At 60.1% G+C, this 17449-nt stretch carries 16 protein-coding genes and 1 riboswitch; of the genes, 11 read left to right on the top strand and 5 right to left on the bottom strand.

The features are described from left to right. Positions 1-141: 141 nt before the first annotated feature. From pnuC to KP701_RS14255, 3 genes are read right to left on the bottom strand one after another with little or no spacing between them, the layout of a single operon-like run. Positions 142-705, bottom strand: coding sequence for a nicotinamide riboside transporter PnuC (pnuC, locus tag KP701_RS14265; protein WP_215747616.1), 564 nt, complete (start codon positions 703-705; stop codon positions 142-144). Further along, the gene (locus KP701_RS14260; protein WP_215747615.1) at positions 696-1850 is read right to left on the bottom strand and encodes a phosphotransferase enzyme family protein; all 1155 of its coding nucleotides are present in this window, start codon (positions 1848-1850) and stop codon (positions 696-698) included. The genes pnuC and KP701_RS14260 overlap by 10 nt, the downstream gene beginning before the upstream one ends. 2 nt (positions 1851-1852) lie before the next feature. Beyond that, a complete protein-coding gene (locus tag KP701_RS14255) occupies positions 1853-4336 on the bottom strand; it encodes a TonB-dependent receptor (protein ID WP_252345648.1) in 2484 nt (827 codons plus the stop codon). Between the two features lie 92 nt (positions 4337-4428). Further along, positions 4429-4558, bottom strand: a riboswitch (TPP riboswitch). A gap of 169 nt (positions 4559-4727) precedes the next feature. Between KP701_RS14255 and KP701_RS14250 the strand changes: the two genes are divergently transcribed. The 3 genes from KP701_RS14250 to KP701_RS14240 all read left to right on the top strand — a co-directional run bounded on the left by KP701_RS14250 (position 4728) and on the right by KP701_RS14240 (position 8141). Continuing rightward, positions 4728-6182 (top strand): methyl-accepting chemotaxis protein, encoded by a 1455-nt coding sequence (locus tag KP701_RS14250; RefSeq protein WP_225198794.1) that lies wholly within the window; start codon positions 4728-4730, stop codon positions 6180-6182. 136 nt (positions 6183-6318) lie between these two features. After that, the gene (locus tag KP701_RS14245) at positions 6319-7557 is read left to right on the top strand and encodes an MFS transporter (protein ID WP_215747614.1); all 1239 of its coding nucleotides are present in this window, start codon (positions 6319-6321) and stop codon (positions 7555-7557) included. Next, positions 7548-8141 (top strand): YdcF family protein, encoded by a 594-nt coding sequence (locus KP701_RS14240; protein ID WP_225198795.1) that lies wholly within the window; start codon positions 7548-7550, stop codon positions 8139-8141. Before KP701_RS14245 ends, KP701_RS14240 begins: the two co-directional genes overlap by 10 nt. A 10-nt stretch (positions 8142-8151) precedes the next feature. On the opposite strand, the gene KP701_RS14235 is transcribed toward KP701_RS14240, so the two are convergent. Beyond that, a complete protein-coding gene (locus KP701_RS14235; protein ID WP_215747613.1) occupies positions 8152-9411 on the bottom strand; it encodes an AGE family epimerase/isomerase in 1260 nt (419 codons plus the stop codon). A gap of 156 nt (positions 9412-9567) precedes the next feature. Here KP701_RS14235 and rpe point away from each other — a divergent pair, with 156 nt between their 5' ends. From rpe to KP701_RS14220, 3 genes are read left to right on the top strand one after another with little or no spacing between them, the layout of a single operon-like run. Beyond that, entirely contained in the window at positions 9568-10245 is a 678-nt protein-coding gene (gene rpe / locus KP701_RS14230; RefSeq protein ID WP_215747612.1) for a ribulose-phosphate 3-epimerase, read from the top strand. Continuing rightward, complete coding sequence (locus KP701_RS14225; RefSeq protein WP_215747611.1) at positions 10242-11894, top strand: heparinase II/III family protein; 1653 nt, start codon at positions 10242-10244, stop codon at positions 11892-11894. Before rpe ends, KP701_RS14225 begins: the two co-directional genes overlap by 4 nt. Positions 11895-11917: 23 nt before the next feature. Beyond that, positions 11918-13036 carry a glycosyltransferase family 4 protein gene (locus KP701_RS14220; protein ID WP_215747610.1) on the top strand — a complete coding sequence of 373 codons (1119 nt, stop codon included), beginning with the start codon at positions 11918-11920 and terminating at the stop codon, positions 13034-13036. A 7-nt stretch (positions 13037-13043) separates the two neighbouring features. Here the strand turns inward: KP701_RS14220 and KP701_RS16500 are convergent, their stop codons facing one another. Further along, on the bottom strand, positions 13044-13370 hold the full coding sequence (locus KP701_RS16500) for a flagellin (RefSeq protein ID WP_371818997.1): 327 nt from the start codon (positions 13368-13370) through the stop codon (positions 13044-13046). A 385-nt stretch (positions 13371-13755) separates the two neighbouring features. Here KP701_RS16500 and KP701_RS14210 point away from each other — a divergent pair, with 385 nt between their 5' ends. The 5 genes from KP701_RS14210 to KP701_RS14190 all read left to right on the top strand — a co-directional run. Next, complete coding sequence (locus KP701_RS14210) at positions 13756-14499, top strand: (Fe-S)-binding protein (protein WP_215747609.1); 744 nt, start codon at positions 13756-13758, stop codon at positions 14497-14499. Further along, a complete protein-coding gene (locus KP701_RS14205) occupies positions 14496-16019 on the top strand; it encodes a lactate utilization protein B (protein WP_215747608.1) in 1524 nt (507 codons plus the stop codon). Before KP701_RS14210 ends, KP701_RS14205 begins: the two co-directional genes overlap by 4 nt. Further along, positions 16016-16609, top strand: a complete 594-nt coding sequence (locus KP701_RS14200) for an LUD domain-containing protein (RefSeq protein ID WP_215747607.1) — start codon at positions 16016-16018, stop codon at positions 16607-16609. Before KP701_RS14205 ends, KP701_RS14200 begins: the two co-directional genes overlap by 4 nt. A 180-nt stretch (positions 16610-16789) precedes the next feature. Continuing rightward, the gene (locus tag KP701_RS16595; protein ID WP_215747606.1) at positions 16790-17239 is read left to right on the top strand and encodes a DUF4291 family protein; all 450 of its coding nucleotides are present in this window, start codon (positions 16790-16792) and stop codon (positions 17237-17239) included. 48 nt (positions 17240-17287) lie between these two features. Continuing rightward, a partial coding sequence (locus tag KP701_RS14190; protein WP_215746917.1) for a transposase occupies positions 17288-17449 on the top strand: 162 nt, incomplete at its 3' end.

The following is a 17449-nucleotide window of genomic DNA, read 5'->3' as shown; positions in this document are numbered from 1 at the left end:
TCTGTAGGCCATGTCGGGGAAGAAGAGTGCAAACGGGACCTGCTGGTCGCGTCATGCCGCGAAGGTGATGCTCCTGTTTGATATCTCGATCCGGCACGGGAGCAGGCGTGCAGTGACACTGCGCAATCCTCCGATGGAGGATTAAGGGGCGGTTGACGGATCGGGCTTCCACAGGCGGTATCCGTTGACCGCGAGCAGGACGAAGCCGGCATACAGCACCGCCGTCGGGTAAAGGCCGCGGCTGATGAACAGGGCGACATAGGCGCTGTCAACCACGATCCACAGGGACCAGGTCTCGCGATAGCGCATGGTGTCCCAGCACTGGGCGAGGATGCTGTAGGCGGTGAGGGTGGCATCCGTGACGGGCATGGGATCGTTGGTGAAACGGGCGAGGACGAAGGCCCAGACTGCGCTTCCCGCCGCGCCGCAGAGCAGTCCGTTCAGAAGCGTGCGGCGTGACGGGCGGCGGACGCGGATCCTTCCATCCGGTTTTTCCATCCGGCGCCAGTGCCGCCATCCATAGATGACGTAGAGGCTGAAAGCGATCTGAAGCCCTGCATCGGCATAGAGCCGCGCTTTGAGGAATACCCAGCAGTAAAGCCCCGCAGCCGCCAGCGAGACGGGCCAGCAGATCATGCTGCGTCGCGATGTCAGCCAGACGGCGAGTGCGCTGAGGACTGCGCCCAGAATTTCGATCAGGGACATGAGGGGGCCTGAAGGATCCGTGTCAGCCAGCGCAGAAACTGCTGTCCGGAGGGCGAGGCGAACCAGTGTGCGTGGCCCAGAAGATAGTCCGTATAGGCTGCTTTTACGCCAGCCCGGTCATGGACCAGCGTCTCGTAATAGGCGACCTCGGACAGGGCATATTCGACGTGAACGAGGGGCAGGAAGAGGGGCACCAGACGACGTTCTTCGCGGGAGAGTGCATATTGCGCCAGATAGCCGGACAGGAAGGCTTCGAGCCGTTCGTGAATGACGGGGCAGTCGTTCTGGGGTTCGAGCCACGCGATGGCAGTGCGTTCGATGGCGACCGCAAGATCATAGGCGGCGCAGGTCCGGTCCGACATGCCGAAATCGAGAATGCCACAGACCTGCGCATCGGCGCCCGTACCGGTCCAGAACAGGTTGGACGGATGCCAGTCACCATGGCCCCAGCGGGACTGGATTTTGCCGAGATGGGGTTTCAGTCTTTCATGAAACGGTAGCAGGGCGGCGGGGACATCCTCACGCCAGGGATGGCGGGTCAGGGCTTCTGTCAGGCCGGCCTGTTGTGGAATCCAGCGCTCAAGCCCGGTCATCAGGTCGGGGGATGTGATGACTTCGAACGTGGAGAGCAGCGGGCGTCGGGAAGGGCGGGCAGGGGCATCGAAACTTCTGGCCGCTTCGTGAAGCCGCCCCAGATGCAGGCCGCCCGAAAAGGCGTGTTTGATGTTGTGGAACGGCTCCCAGGACTGCACGGTTTCGTACAGATCATGGCCGGGCATGATGGAAAAGACTTCGTATGCTGACCCATCGAGATCGAGGGCGGCCTGGCCGGCTTTCGTGCGCCATGTCTGGCCGACCGGGACGCCCTGTTCGGCCAGATGCATGATGAAGCGGTGTTCTTCCCCCAGAGCTGCGGCATCGCGCAGGCAATGGTCATGACGTTTGACGAAAACCTGGCTCCCATCTGCCAGCGCGACAACGCCCGTTGAGGAAAACGGGCGCCGTCCGTGCCAGATGACGTTCCGGGCGGGGGAGGGGAGCGGGAAGTGAGACAGGACCTCGCAGGCTTCGGTATCCGACAGTGCTGGCCAGTCCCGCCTGTTTTCGGGACCGTTGACGCCGAACTGTCCGGATGCCTCTGCCATGCTCAGAATCCCGTGGAGGCAGTGAACAGGGCCGCGAACCCGCCACCGATATAATAGCTCGGGGCGCTGCCGGCGATGGTCGTGCCATAGACACCGGTCGTGTCCTTGGCGTTCAGGGTGGGGCTCGCCACGCCGGAAAGATAGTGCTCGTTCGTGATGTTGATGAAGTTCATCCGCAGGGTCGGCTGATGCAGATGGACGTGATCCGAAAAGCGGTAGCCGATGGCGAGATCACCTGTCGTATGATCCGAGACGCGCTCGTCATTCATGAAGGTCGAGTACTGGTGGCCGGTGTAATGCACGGTGGCGACGCCAAAGATATGTCCGTCATCGTAGCTCAGCCCGGCCGCAGCCTGCAGGGTCGGACTACGGACAGCGATTTTGCCACGGGTCCGCAGAAGGTCCCCGCCGGACATCAGGTCGTTGTCGATGGTGGCATGCAGGTACTCACCCGAAACATAGGGGCTGAAATGGTGCCAGGGGCGCAGGCCGATTTCCACGTCCACGCCGCGTGACGTCTGGCCGCCGGCATTCATGGTCGTGCTGACAATGGAGCCGTTCTGCACGGCCTGCGTGGAGATCTGGCGGTTGGTAAAGTTGTAATTGAACAACGTCAGGCTGCCGATGATCCAGCGTCCTGTCCGGCGATACCCCAGTTCTTCGGAAATGGAATATTCGTTGCGGACATCCGTGGAGCCGGTTCCGTACATCTCGCCTGATGAGGGATCATAGGTGTTGTAAAGCGCGGTCTGATCTGGCGCACGGAAATTGGTCGTGGCGTTGAAGAAAAGCTGGTTCTCGCCGTCAATCCGCCAGCGCACGCCCAGACGGGGCAGGGGTTCCATGCTGTTGGACGCCACATGATACTGCGGGCCCGGCAGACTGTTCGTGCCGTCACGGCTCATCATGACGGCCTTGAAACCCAGATCAATGGCCAGATGGTCGTGCAGCAGGGACATGTGATCGCCGACGAACAGGGCGTTGGTCTGCGAAATGGTGTGGAAACTGCCCCCCAGAAGCCGCTCGCCGTTTGACAGGCGGATCACGTCCTTGCCGTTTTCCGCCCAGATGTCCGGCGCATATCCGTTGGTCTGGACCGCGGTGAACGGCTGCTGCTCGTTGTCATCGCCATAATCGTACCAGTAACCGAGGACGAAATCGTTCCAGCCGGTCCTGTAATGCAGGGCGCTGGTAAAGCCGGAGCGGTAGCTGCGCTGGGTATAGTCAGCCCGCACCACGCCGACGCCATCCTGCGCGCCGGGCAGGTTCAGCGTGTCGGACAGGGCCTGTGTGCCCTGATAGAGGCCGGAAGTGGACATCGTGCTTCCGCCCGGCCAGTTGCCATAGGCGAACTGGGCGTAAGGCGTGACGTCCAGGGACAGGCGGTCTGTCAGCGTCAGATGAACGGGCGCCCCGCCATAAAGCGTGCGTTCTCCGTCCCGCCACAGGCGCCAGTAATTCGCCCCGTTTTCGGGATTGCTGCTGTCATAGCGGGCCAGAAGGTTGTTCTGCCCTTTGATCCCGTCCGATTTCCAGCTGTCCATCGTGGGTTCGGGATACCAGCTTGTGATGGTCGTGTTGAAGGACCCTAAAAGACTGGCGCGGTTGCCCTGTCCCCATTCCTTGAGGAACTTGAAATCGACGTGCTGTTTCTCGTCGCGTCCGGGGCCCCGCCAGTTGTCGGTTGCGCCATGGGAATAGGACACGAAGCCACGGATGCCGGTATGGGCGATGTCGCCGGTATCGAGGCGGATGAATTCGCGGTTGGTGTTGTAGGACCCATAGGACACACTCGCATCGCCACCGGCCTTTTTGGCGGGATCGCGGAATGTCAGGTTCATCAGTCCGCCGGCCGCGTTCAGAACGGGGCTGTCCAGATCGGCCGATCCCTGCGCCAGGGCGATTTCCTGATAGTTCTCACTGTCCGCGAACTGGCTGGGTGTACCGGAATAATAGGCCACGTCATTCAGCGGCATGCCTTCAAGGACATAGCCGATGGCGCTGTTATCGAGACCTCGGACAGTGATGTTCGTATTCGGAGAAAAGCCCATCGGATCGGACGAGGCGACATTGGCGCCGGGCAGCATGGAGGCAAGCTGGAACGCCGTTGCCATCGGGGCCTGTTTTGAAATGAAATCCTGGCTGACCGTACTGACGGATTTCACCCCGTCCTGCAGATGGATCAGTCCGCCCCCCGGCTGGTTGCCGGGAGCGCTGTCCGCAATACGGTGCACGATGATGTGCTCGGCCCTAGGCGGCCTGACAGCCTGCGCCGGAGCTGCGGTCTGCTGGACCGGCGGTTTGGTCGTAGCCGGTGTATCGGCGGCACGCGCCACCGAAAAACAGACCGTCGTGCCGATTAGGACGGGCAGAAGGCTGCGATATCGCGAACGGAAGACGGGAGACGCAGGCGTTTCCCGGGGTGTGGGGCAGTATGGTCTGACAGACGCTGGGGCCGGAATGGCCGGGGGTTGTCTGTGTGCCATGATGAGAGACTCCTCGCCTGCAAGCAATGAGATCTCAGCTCTGACAGGAAAGGTTCAAGCTGCTGGCTGCGTTGTGCATGGACATGCGTCGGGCAGACAGCGACCACCATCCCTCCGCCAGTATGAACTGGATCAGGTTCAATGGGTCACTGCGCCGCATGACTTTTAAGGGTCACACCAGCAGAATCTCAGCCCCATGCCGGAGCCCCCCACGGTGAAGCGTCACAAATCCTCTCTGGAAGAGAAATTGTCAACATGACGGAGCCGTCTGAAGGCGGGCCTCGCATACGGTCGGGGGTATGTTGCAAACAATTTCGAGAGGAATATTCATTTTTTATTAATAACGACAGGTATAAATTTCCAAACACTCACGCCGCCCCCTGAACATAGCGTGAGACCAGAGGTCAAAAAGGCTCTCATGCTGAACTGGATTGAAAAAACCGCCTATGTCCGCCAGAAAATCAAGGTACTCTTTGCCGTTCTGATTCTGGTTTCTGTGCTTCAGTTTGTGGTCGAGCAGGTTTTTCAGCATCTGTTCCTGCATTATCGTCATGAACAGACCCTGTCGCAATGCTCGGGACTGCTGTTTCAGATTGCCCTGACGCTTCTGATCGCCAGATTTGCCATCCGTATCGTCGCGGTTCCCTTCGAGCAGATCACGGCTGCCACCGAAAAAGTGGCCGGGGGCGCGCTTAACATCACCATTCCTTGCCTTCATCATCAGGACTGCGCCGGGCGTCTGGCCCGGTCCCTTCAGTCCTTTCGGGAAAACAGCCAAAATCAGCTGAAGCTTCAGGAAGTTTCAGCCACCGAGGCGCGTGAGGCCGCGCGTATCCAGAAAGAACTCTCCGGAAAGAGCGAAAGCATCCGTCAGCTGCAGAGCGAAACGATCGGAACGATCTGCGCCGGGATGGAAATCGTGAAGAAGGGGGACCTGACCTTCACGTTTCAGGAGCATTTTCAGGACCGGTTTGAAGAGTTCCGGCGGGATTTCAATACACTCATTCATATTTACCGAACGGCGATCGCCAAGATTTCCGATGCGACGTCCATGATTGCCAACGGGACGTCGGAAATCGCTTCGGCTTCCGCGGAGCTGAGCGAGCGGACAGAACGGCAGGCCGTCAACCTTGCCCAGTCCGCCGCGTCCCTCAACAGCATTACGCAGACAGTCGGCAAAACCGCCCGCTCCGCGGTGCAGGCGCGTGAGACGTCTCTGGAAACCCGGGCCCAGACGGTTGTGATTTCGGGGGTCATGCATTCGGCCAATACGGCGATGGGGGAAATCCGGGCTTCCTCGCGGCAGGTCGAAAGCATTCTGGGCCTGATCGAGGAGATCGCGTTCCAGACCAATCTCCTGTCGCTGAACGCGGGGATCGAGGCGGCGCGCGCCGGTGAGGCGGGGCAGGGATTTGACGTGGTCGCAAAGGAGATCAGGGCTCTGGCCCAGCGTTCGGCCAAGTCCGCCCAGGATATCCGCAACATCATCGCCTCCTCGGGGCGTCAGGTGGAAGAAGGTGTTCATTTCGTCGGCGAGGCGGATCGGTCGATGAAGGTCATCAGCCAGCATGTGGACGGAATTACGTCGCTGCTTGAAGAGATTTCACAGTCCACGACGGGTGAGGCTGAGAGCCTTGAGACAATCAACAAGGCCATCAACGAAATGGACCAGATGACCCAGCGGAATGCCGCAATGGTGGAAGAGGTCAACGTGGCGTGCCGGAACCTGAGCAACGAGGCGAAGGATCTTTTCGCCGAACTGTCCAGATTCAGCTTTGCTCCCGCGCAGCCGTCCGATGACTGGATGCACCCTGCAAACCGGAGCCTTGCTGCCGCAGAAGCCTGACGAAGACGATCCTGCCCCGGCCGGCCCTGTGGAACATTATCGCGACATGCCTCGACATCGGGCCTGATATTCCCGACACTGGCGGCATGCCGGCTCGTTCCTTGTGCTCCCCTGTCCTGAATGACGGACCCTGCCCATGATGGGGGATGCTTTTCGTTCTCTGGGGAGACGTAACTACCGCATCTGGGCCATGGGGGCGCTGGTCTCGAATATCGGGACCTGGATGCAGATGACGACGCAGGACTGGCTGGTTCTGACGGAACTGACCCGGCATGATGCGACGGCTGTTGGCATCGTCACGGCGCTTCAGCTGGCGCCACCGCTCCTGCTGATTTTCTGGACTGGAAAAATCGCCGACAGGGTGGAGAAGCATCGCTTTCTGCTGCTGACGCAGGCTGCACTCGGAACTCTGGCCATTGCGCTGGGGGTTCTGGTGGTGACGGGCCTGATCCGGTTGTGGGAAGTGGACCTCTTTGCATTTCTGAGCGGCTGTGTGGCGGCGTTTGACAGCCCGGTGCGGCAGATTTTTGCGGGCGAACTGGTTGGCGAAGCGGATCTGGCCAACGCCGTTGCGCTCAATTCCGTCTCTTACAATGCGGGGCGTATGATCGGGCCGGCCATAGCCGGGTTCTGTATTGCGCAACTCGGCTCGGGCTGGTCGTTCATTCTGAACGGGCTTTCATTTTATGGCGTGCTGATGTCGCTCCTCTCCCTGCGGACACAGGAGCTGCATCGTCTTGCACCCGTCAAACCGGACAATGCGCATCAGGAAAAACAGGATCTGCTGACAGGCGTGCGATACGTCTGGAAGCGTGATGACCTGCGGACCATCCTGTTCATGTTGTTTCTGCTCGGGGCCTTCGGGCTCAATTTCCCGATCTATATCTCAACCATGGCCGTCAGCGTTTTTCACGTCGGGGCGCATGGTTATGGGGTCCTGAATTCGGCCATGGCGGTTGGAACGATCATCGGGGCCCTGTTCGCGGCCAGCCGCAAGACCATGCAGTTTTCCGCCTTGCCGCAGGGGGCTGTCGTCTTCAGTCTGGCCTGCCTGCTGGGCGCGCTTTCGCCGGGGTACTGGGCTTTTGCAGTCACGCTGGTCATGGCGGGCATGGCGTCGCTGACCTTCACGGCGGTCAGCAACAGCTACATGCAGCTCGCGACCGACCCAGGTATGCGCGGGCGGGTGGTCTCGATCCGTTTCGCCGTCTTTGCAGGATCGTCTCCGCTGGGGGCACCGCTGGTGGGCATGGTTGCGAACTGTCTGGGCCCCCGCTGGGCTCTGGGGGTGGGATCGCTCTCCGGGATTCTGGCGGCCGGGGTGGCGCTGCTTTACCTGCACCGGTTGCAGGCTGGAAAAGAGACATGTTCCTGACGTCCCGGGGCATGATCGTCAGAAGGCTGCGTCGGGGACTGCTGGGTGCCGGGGTGCTGCTCGGTCTGTGGCTGCTGTGGATGGGATGGGTGGCGTTCCGCGGTGTCTCGGCTGTGCCGGTCCGTTCGGAAATGGCGGTTATCCTCGGAACAGCCGTTACGCAGAACGGGGTGCCGCGTCCGGCGCTGCGGGAACGACTGGAAGAAGGGCTGCGGCTGTGGCGTGCCGGGTTGGTGCGGACGATCATGGTGAGTGGTGCGATCGAAAGCGGCAACCATCAGGACGAGGCCCGGATCATGGCGGAATGGCTGATGGCCCGGGATGTTCCGGCTTCGGCAATCATTGTGGATTCGCACGGAAACAACACCTGGCTGACGGCCCTGCATGTCACCCGGCTGCATCCCGCGGGCGCTATCGTGGTCACGCAGTGGTTTCATGTCCTGCGGTCGGAATGGGCCCTGCGCCGGGCAGGCGTGAGGCCGGTCTCGGGGGCTGCGCCGTGCCGCTTCCGGATGGTGGAACTCTGGTACCTGTTCCGGGATTCCGTGGCGCTTCCGGTCTATGTTCTGACGAAAGCGCCCTAGGGCTGGTGGATCAGTACGGAACGCCGATCTGCTCGATGGCCGTGGCAAGGGACGGGGCAAGCGGCATCATCGGCGCAAGGGTCGCCTGATAGGCGTGGTACAGGTCTCCCTTGCCCTTGTAGATCGTCTCGGTGGGTTCGCCCTCGGGGCTGACTTCATTGAACCAGCTGCCGAAATCGCGGTCGATCAGGGTCGTATCGATGTAATCCCAGATCATGCGGTACCAGTGTTCGTAATGGGGATTGCCGGTCCGCTTGTGCAGATTGATGGCGGCCGTCAGGGCTTCGGCCTGCGCCCAGTGGATGCGGCTGCGGTTGTGCGGACCGTGCTCCCAGTTGATGGTATAGAGCATGCCTGGCCGGCCATCAGCGTTCCATCCGGTATTCATGCCGGTCTCGAACAGGGCCTGCGCGTCGTGCAGCATCCATTCCGGGGTGGGGAGACCGTGGCGCAGAAGGGCGGCTTCGAGCTTCAGGGTCAGATGGGCCCATTCCACGAAATGCCCGGGCGTCATGCCATAGGGACGCAGGTCATCGTTGGGTTTGTCGCTGTGGTAGTCGCGCAGCAGGGTCCAGTTGCGGTTGAAATGCTCCGGCATCGCGAATCCTTCCGCCGCGGCCAGTTCGTGCACGAAGCGCGTGACGATGCGCCGGGCGCGATGGAGCCATTTCACGTCGCCGGTGACGTCCGCCAGCGCCATGAAGGCCTCGGTGGAATGCATGTTGCTGTTGGCACCGCGATAGTCTTCCTCATCCGACCAGTCCGGAGCGAAGCTCTCGCGCATGACGCCTTCCTCCTCGCTCCAGAAATGGGTCTCGATCTGATGGATCGCATCCCTGAGCAGGTCGCCCGCGCCTTCCGCCCCGATCAGGACGGCTGAGGATGCCGCGAGGGCCACGAAAGCGTGCAGGTAAGCCTGCTTGCGGTCATTGTCCTTGTCCGCGAAATGTTGCCAGCCCCCGTGAGCGTCGTCGCGGAAGTTTGTGCGCAGGGCATGGATTCCATGGGCGACGAGCGGCGCACTTCCGGGGAGGCCCTGAAGCTCCGCCACGGCATAGGCATGGACGCAGCGCGCGGTCAGCGTGGCTTCAGGTTTTGCATTTTCGGGGAGCGTGCCTTCCAGATCCAGTCCGGTAAAACCGCCGTCTATGCACCCGCCCTTGCTGAAATCCAGAAGGCGACGACCCTGCATTTCCAGCCATGCCCGGTGAGAGGGGCGGCGGATCCAGCTGTCGCGGCTGAGGAGGGTGGGCGAAAGGCGGTCGGTCATGAGGCACTCCGGGCAGGTCGACAGATGTGGCTATCAGGACGTTTCAGGGACGCCGGGGTTCCGGAAGGGTGTGCGTACAGACATGATCCTCACGAAGATGCGCACGGATGCGGATGTGGCTTGCGTCGGGCGATGGGTTTGCCGATACAGGAGAGTATGACTGACCGGCCCTCGATCATCGTCGCTCCCAGCCTTCTGGCTGCTGACTTTTCCCGCCTCGGGGAAGAGATCGCCTCCATTGCGCGTGCGCCCTGGCTCCATCTTGATGTGATGGACGGGCATTTCGTGCCGAACATCTCGTTTGGCCCTCCGGTCATTGCGGCCCTTCGCACGCATACGGATGCGAAATTCGATGTTCACCTGATGATCGATCCGGTGGACCCGTATCTTGAGGCCACTGCGAAAGCGGGGGCCGATCACATCACGGTTCATGTCGAGAACGCGCCCCATCTGCACCGTTCGCTTCAGACCATCCGCGCCCTGGGCTGTCGTCCTGGCGTTGCGATCTGTCCGGCGACGCCTGCCGTGGCGCTGTCGGAAGTCATGGATCTGGTGGACATCATTCTTGTGATGACGGTCAATCCGGGATTCGGCGGTCAGAGCTTCCTCGACAGCCAGCTTTCCAAGATCAGGACGCTCTCGGAAATGATCCGGGAAAGCGGTCGTGACATCATCCTTGCTGTGGATGGGGGGATCGATCCTCGGACGGCACCGCGTGTGGTCGAGGCCGGTGCCACCATGCTCGTTGCCGGATCGGCCATTTTCGGAAAAGAGGACCGGGACGCGGCCATCAGGGCGCTTGAAGGGCCGTTCGTGGAACAGATTACCGGATGACAGGTAGTCGCTGGCTTCAAGGTCTTCGTCTCTCCCTTGCCCGTCTGCCCTTCGGGGGGCCTGCTTCCGAAGGCCCAGTGCATGCGTTCCGTGATCCCTGGAAAGGTGATCCGGATCAGGGTGCGCGCCTGATTGGCGGCCATTTCCGTTTCGACCGACAGGACTATCCGCTGCCCAACGGAAACTGGGAGCGTGGTCCCTGGCCGGAACCGGTGCGCGAATGGCTCCACGGCTTCAGCTGGTTGCGGGATCTGCGGACCCTCGGGAGCGACAGGGCCCGTCTGACCGCGCGGGGACTCGTGAGCGACTGGCTGGCGCATCCGCCAACGGATCCGCTGGTGCGGGATGCGTGCGTCACGGGATCCCGTCTGGCGTCCTGGCTGTCCAATCATGAGTTCTGCCTGGCCTCTGCCGATCCGCGGCTTCAGCAGCGTCTGATGGAACGGATGCTGGTGGAGGGCCGGACCATCGCGGCCCTTCTGCCTCTGCCACCTCAGGGCGTGCGAGGTCTGATGGCATTCCGGGGACTGCTGGCGGCTGCCATGGCAATGCCGGAGCAGGCGGGGTTCATCTCCCGATTCCTGCGCTATCTGCCCGGGGAACTGGAGCGGCTGGTTCTGGCAGACGGCACAGTGGCGGAGCGCAGTCCGGAGGCGCAGTTCCTCGTCACGCGGGAGCTGGCGGAAATGTCCGTCATGTTCCGCACTGCCCATGCCAGTGTTCCGCCCTTTATCGACCGGGCTCTGGACAGGGTCTGTCCCGTTCTGCGGGCGATGCGGCATGGGGATGGTGGTCTTGCGGTCTTTAACGGGGCGAATGAACGGCATAGTGCGGCTGTGGAAGACGTTCTGGCGCAGGGATCGCGGCAGAAACTGATTGCGCCTGCCATGCCGCAGGGAAAGTTCACGCGGCTGGCGCTCGGCAAATCGCTGCTGCTTGTGGATAGCGGCCCCCCCGCGCCAGCCGGGTTTGACAGCATGGCGCATGCCGGAACCCTGTCCTTCGAGTTTTCGCACCAGCGTCATCGCCTGTTCGTGAACTGCGGAAGCGCTGTGGTCGGAGCCTGGCGCGATGCCATGCGATGCAGTGCTGCCCATACGGTACTTGTAGCGGATGGTCTGTCGTCCGCGGACTTCGGACCGGATGGCGGCATGACGCGCCGGCCGGTTACCGTGTCCTGCGATCATCAGACGGATGGGGCCGCGCACTGGCTGGATCTGTCGCACGATGGCTACCACGCGCCGCTGGGGGCGAAATGGACCCGTCGCCTGTATTTCGGCTCGGATGGCGAAGATCTGCGCGGGCAGGAAATCATTGATGGGGAGCGCAATATCGACTTTGCCATCCGCTTCCATATCCATCCGGATGTGAAGGTGACGCAGGACGATGAGGACATCATTCTGCAGGTTGGCGGGACGATCTGGCGTTTCAGGCAGCGTGACGGGGTCGTACGGCTGGAAAACGACGTTTATCTGGGGCGGGGGAAGCGCGAGATCTGCCAGCAGATCATCATTACGCCGCGGGCCCTTCCTGACGCGGCTCCGCCGGAAGAAGATGCCGCGCCGGCTGATGAAAAAACTGACGCCGGGAAGGCGGTCAGGCGCACCCATCAGAGCGTGACCTGGCTGCTCGAACGCATCCCGGAATAGGCTGTTTCGTCCGGAATGCGATTGTGAAGATACTTGAAATCACCAACGTGGACTTTGCGCTCAGGCAGTTCCTGCTGCCGCTGATGCGGGAACTGCGTGGTGCCGGACATGACGTTCAGGGGGCATGTGCCGAAGGCTCCCATCTGGAGCCTGTCCGGGCCGAGGGCTTTACGGTGCATGGCGTTCCGATGGCCCGCTCCTTTTCGCCGCTGGCGCAGTACAGGGCATTTGTTGCTCTGGTGCGGCTGATCCGGCGGGAAAAGCCTGATCTGGTTCATGGGCACATGCCGATCAGTGGTATTCTGGCGCGATTTGCCGCGCGGCTCTGCGGGGTGCGCGTCGTGGCGTATACCTGCCACGGCTTCCTGTTCAATCAGCCCGGGTCATGGCGTCGCCGGATGCTTTCCCTGATCCTGGAATGGGCGGCAGGGCGCATAACGGACCTGTATATGACGGTCTCGCGTGAAGAGGCGCGGGACGCGCGCCGCCTGCACCTGAACCGCAACCCCATAGCGATCGGCAACGGTCGGGATCCCGGGCGCTACCATCCTGATCCGGAGACGCGTGCACGATTGCGGAGGGAACTCGGGGTGCCGGAAGACCGGCCGGTGGTCATCGTTGTGTCGCGCCTGGTGCGGCACAAGGGTCATCCCGAACTGCTGCGGGCCATGGAAGATGTTCCGGACGCGGAGCTCTGGGTGGTCGGGGAGCGTCTGCCTTCGGATCATGGCGCGGATCTGACGGCAGCCTTCGCATGCGCACGCGACCGTCTCGGCCCGCGTCTGCGGATGCTTGGATATCGTGAAGACGTCCCGGAGTTGCTGAGGGCTGCAGATGTGTTTGCGCTGCCCAGCCATTTCGAAGGGCTGCCGATGTCGGTCATCGAAGCAATGCTGACGGGACTGCCGGTTGTGGCGACGGATGTCCGGGGCCCCAGAGAGCAGGTTCTGGATGGGAAAACGGGATTTCTGGTTCCGCCAGGCCTGTCCATGCCTCTCGCCAAGGCCCTGCGCACCCTGACGCAGGACGTAGCGTTAAGACAGAAGATGGGCACGGCCGGAAGGCAGGTTGCGCTCGAGGCGTATGACGAACGGCATATCCTGAAGCATGTCGTGGCGCTTATGGAAAAGGCCTGTGCCTGAAACCCTGTCAGCCCTGCAGAAGCTTGAGAAGCATTGAGGGCTGGCTATCCATGATCGAGAGGGACTGCACGGCGAGCTGCTGTCTGGTCTGAGCGGAAAGAAGCAGAACGCTCTGTTTTGCCAGATCGGCATCGGTCAGTGCGGATATTTCGGTCGTGATGGCGCCCTGCTGGGCCTGCATGGTGCTGGCAATGGAATAGATCGCCGGATTGTCCGAGGCGGTCGAGACGCTCTTTCCGGTTGAGCCTGCCGTTTCAGCCTTGTTCAGTGCAGTGGTGCCTTGGGGTAGAGCCTGAAGCCTGGAGAGGACGGAGGCATTATTCACACTCAGCACGGATCTGTACTTCTCAGAAAACGCAGGATGCTACGAGGATATCAGCCTCGATATAATTTTCTGTTGAGGGCAGGAGTATCTGTCTTTTAGGGCGAAAAAAATCCTTCCGGACATTCTGTCTTAAAAAGGATGGGTATTGGAGATGGAATTGCAGACCCAAAGACTCTTAATGGAAGCATGAATTAATACTTAAGTGTGCGAAATACATTTATCCATTGTAATTTTCAAAACATCCATAATTCACTATTCTGTTTTGGTGTTATTATCAGGACTAAAATACTCTTGTTATGATGACTTCGATTCTCCCGCAAACTTGTCTTTTGTTTCTGCGCTATTTTCATGAGACTGTTGTCGCACGAGATGATTGAAGACAAAGGTATTCCCCATGAAGGTCGGTCTGTTCGTCCCATGTTATGTGGACATGTTTCACCCCGAGACAGGAATTGCGACTCTGGAACTGCTGGAGCGCTTTGGGGTGTCCGTTGAATATCCCGTTGACCAGACATGCTGTGGACAGCCCATGACCAATACCGGCTGTGAGCGTGAAGCGGCCAGGACGGAGGAACTGTTCGTCCGTAATTTCGAGAAATACGATTACATTGTCACGCCGTCCGGAAGCTGCACGAATCAGGTCCGCAACAACATGACGGCTATTGAGCAGAGCGACGCCGTCAAACACGTTCGCAGCCGGACCTACGAACTGGTCGAGTTCCTGCATGATGTCCTGAAAGTCGATGCCTTTCCCTGGGCCGAGTTTCCGCATCGTGTTGCGCTTCACAACAACTGCAACACGCTGCGGAACCTGCGGATCGCCAGCATGACCGAGCGCCGCGAGGAGCCATTTTCCAAGCCGAAAGCGCTCCTGAAGATGGTCAAGGGGATCGAATTCGCCGATCTGACGCGGCCTGACGAATGCTGCGGCTTTGGCGGGACGTTTTCGGTATTTGAAGAAGGCGTTTCGGCCAAGATGGGTCAGGACAAGGTCACGGATCAGCTGAAATCCGGGGCGGAATATGTCACGTCCTCCGACAGCTCCTGCATGATGCATCAGGAAGGCTGTGCCCGGCGGATGGGGGCCAATCTCAAATATATCCACATCGCCCAGATCCTGAATGGAGCACGCGCATGACCGCCGAACTGCATGAAGAACTGACCGATCCCCATGCCGATCAGCTGGATCACGGGGCAGCATCCTCCCGGCCGCTGAAATCGCGGATTTCTGAACCGCAGCCCCGTGGCGCGAAAATCCACGGGAACCGGCCGGTCGATCAGTCCGAGGCGGCAAACCGCTTCATGGCGGCGACCGAACACGAGGCCATGCATGACGCGCGTCTGTGGGACCTGCGCCAGAAGCGCGACAAGGAAATGCATGGGATCGAGGAATGGGAAGAGCTGAGAAACCTGGCCTCGGGCATCAAGGAGCACACGCTTTCCAAACTCGACTACTATCTTGAGCTGTTCGAGAAAAATGCGACGGCCAACGGGATCAAGGTCCACTGGGCCAAGGACGGAGCCGAGAATAACGCCATCGTTCTGGAGATCCTGCGCAGCAGGGGCGTCGAGCGGCTGATCAAGAGCAAGTCGATGCTGACGGAGGAATGTGGCTTCCGGGAATTCATGGCCGAGAACAATGTCGAGGTTATCGAAACGGATCTTGGCGAGCGTATCCAGCAGCTGGATGATGAAGCACCCAGCCATGTTGTCGTGCCCGCCGTGCACAAGCTGCGGACCGATGTCGCGAGTGTTTTTGCCAAAACAATCGGTTCCGACCCTGACAATGCGGATGCTCATTACCTGACGGAATGTCAGCGCGAAGCCACGCGTCCGCTGATCCTGTCCGCGCAGGCCGGTATGACGGGCGGCAATTTTGTGGTTGCGGAGACGGGGACCTTCGTCGTCTGCACCAATGAAGGCAATGCGGATCTTTCCGCCAACACGCCGCCGCTGCATATCGCATCCATCGGGATCGAGAAGCTGATCCCCGGACTGGATGATCTGGCCGTGTTTATCCGCCTGCTGTCGCGCAGTGCCCTGGGATCGCCAATCACGCAGTATACGTCCCATTTCCGCGGCCCCCGCAAAGGGAGCGAGATGCATGTCGTGCTCGTGGACAACGGCCGCTCCGCCCGGCTTGGCATGGAGAAGTTCTGGCCGGGGCTGAAATGCATCCGCTGCGGCGCGTGTATGAATACCTGCCCGGTTTTCCGGCGCAGTGGCGGCCTGAGCTACGGGGCGACCTATGCCGGTCCGATCGGGCTGATCATTGATCCGACCTTCAACGTCCACAAATACCGCAACCTGCCCTATTCCTCGACGATGAACGGCAGCTGCACCAATGTCTGTCCGGTGAAGATCAATATTCACGAACAGATCGCCGACTGGCGCAGGACGCTGGCGGGCGAGGGGGAAATCTCCCCGGTCAAGAAAGTCATGATGAAGGCGGCCGGCGAGGTTCTGGCCTCTCCCGTGGTCTATCGGGCAAGCCTGCCTCTGGGCCGCAGCGCGCTGCGGCATCTTCCGCATTTCATGCTCTACAACAAGCTCAATACCTGGGGCCGCAAGCGCGACATTCCCGAGACACCCAAACAGACGTTCAATGAATGGTATCGCAAGAACCGGAAGCAGCAGGACGAAGGGAAAAAGTCATGAGCGGTTCACGCGAAGCCATTCTGGACACAATCCGCAAAAACCACGTTCAGGGCGAACGTGCGCGCCCGAACGTGCCGCTGTTCGATCAGGCTGCACCAGCCGACCTGAATGCGCTGTTTCAGAAGTCTCTGGAGCGCATGGGGGGCAAGATGCTGACCCCGGATGCGGTCGATCCGATGGCGCCTGTCCGTCAGGCCATCGTTAAGTCGGGACCGGTCCTGTCCTGCGTGCCGGCGTTCGAGGGGGACATGAAGATCACGCCTCAGACAAAGCCGACGGATATCGCTCCGGTTGAATATGCCGTTCTGCGGGCGGCGTTCGGTGTGGCGGAGACGGGATCGCTGTGCTTCACGGAAAAGCAGCTTCTCGTGAATACGACGGGCTTTCTGCCGCAGCATCTGATCATCCTGCTGGACCCGTCTCAGATCGTGTACAACCTGCACAATGCCTATCAGCGCCCGGAATGGACGCAGGCGCATTATGCCGTGTTCCAGAGCGGTCCGTCAGCAACGGCGGATATCGAGGGCGTTCTCGTGCATGGTGCGCAGGGTGTGCGTTCTTTGAGTGTGCTGTTTCATCCCGCGTCCTGATCCTGAGGGGGGCATAAACCCTGCAGCCCGCAGGGGAGCGGAAAAATTGGCGGGAATCCATACTTTTATTGGGTTCCCGCTTGGGCTGTCTATCGTTAAGCCAGCCATGAATATACGGATAAGTGCAACGTTCAGATTGGAAGCAATCTGGGAAACGAATTTAAAATTGATGGATTTCCTTTGGAAAATATTCAGGAGCGTCAGATACGTGCCGTATTCGACCAGAAAACAATCCGTGTCTATCAGGCCTATAGCGATGAAATAGCGGATGCTGCCCTGTTAAACGGTACGTTTCGACCGCCTACGTTCAAAATGGAACGTATGACCTGGATTAAACCATCATTCCTTTGGATGATGTATCGAGCGGGATGGGGATACAAGGACGCTGGGCAACGCCGAATTCTTGCCATGGATATTACGCGCATAGGCTTTGAGTGGGCTCTTACGCATAGCTGCAACACTCATCGGGATGACGCCATGAGTCCAGAAGAATGGAATCAGCTTAAGCTTAGATCGCCTGTGCGAGTTCAATGGGATCCAGAACGAAATTTGCAGCTTGAACCTCTGCCCTATCGTTCTCTTCAAATTGGATTAGGTCACGTTGACAAAAGGTCTATACGATCTGCGTGAGATCTGATTCACTGTTGTCTTCAATGAAGGCAGTACAGTGGAGCAGGCATGGCACGAGGTGATCTGACGGATCAGGAATGGGCGATCATTGGTCCACTTCTGCCGGCTGAACGCGGACGTTGGGCGCGTCCGGCTGGAGACAATCGCCGGTTCCTCAATGGTATGCTGCATGTTCTGCGCACAGGTTGCCCCTGGCGAGACATGCATGAG

The sequence above is a fragment of the Gluconobacter sp. P1C6_b genome (genome assembly GCF_018811945.1).
Lineage (GTDB): Bacteria > Pseudomonadota > Alphaproteobacteria > Acetobacterales > Acetobacteraceae > Gluconobacter.
The sequence above is the reverse complement of the archived record's forward strand: the minus strand, read 5'-3'. Positions and strand labels throughout refer to the sequence as shown.

Coding starts and splice junctions, on each gene's coding strand:
- KP701_RS14260 (WP_215747615.1), bottom strand. CDS start 1,850: ATGGCAGAGGCATCCGGACAGTTCGGCGTCAACGGTCCCGAAAACAGG.
- KP701_RS14240 (WP_225198795.1), top strand. CDS start 7,548: ATGTTCCTGACGTCCCGGGGCATGATCGTCAGAAGGCTGCGTCGGGGA.
- rpe (WP_215747612.1), top strand. CDS start 9,568: ATGACTGACCGGCCCTCGATCATCGTCGCTCCCAGCCTTCTGGCTGCT.
- KP701_RS14210 (WP_215747609.1), top strand. CDS start 13,756: ATGAAGGTCGGTCTGTTCGTCCCATGTTATGTGGACATGTTTCACCCC.
- KP701_RS14200 (WP_215747607.1), top strand. CDS start 16,016: ATGAGCGGTTCACGCGAAGCCATTCTGGACACAATCCGCAAAAACCAC.
- KP701_RS14225 (WP_215747611.1), top strand. CDS start 10,242: ATGACAGGTAGTCGCTGGCTTCAAGGTCTTCGTCTCTCCCTTGCCCGT.
- KP701_RS14245 (WP_215747614.1), top strand. CDS start 6,319: ATGATGGGGGATGCTTTTCGTTCTCTGGGGAGACGTAACTACCGCATC.
- pnuC (WP_215747616.1), bottom strand. CDS start 705: ATGTCCCTGATCGAAATTCTGGGCGCAGTCCTCAGCGCACTCGCCGTC.
- KP701_RS14205 (WP_215747608.1), top strand. CDS start 14,496: ATGACCGCCGAACTGCATGAAGAACTGACCGATCCCCATGCCGATCAG.
- KP701_RS14235 (WP_215747613.1), bottom strand. CDS start 9,411: ATGACCGACCGCCTTTCGCCCACCCTCCTCAGCCGCGACAGCTGGATC.
- KP701_RS14255 (WP_252345648.1), bottom strand. CDS start 4,336: ATGGCACACAGACAACCCCCGGCCATTCCGGCCCCAGCGTCTGTCAGA.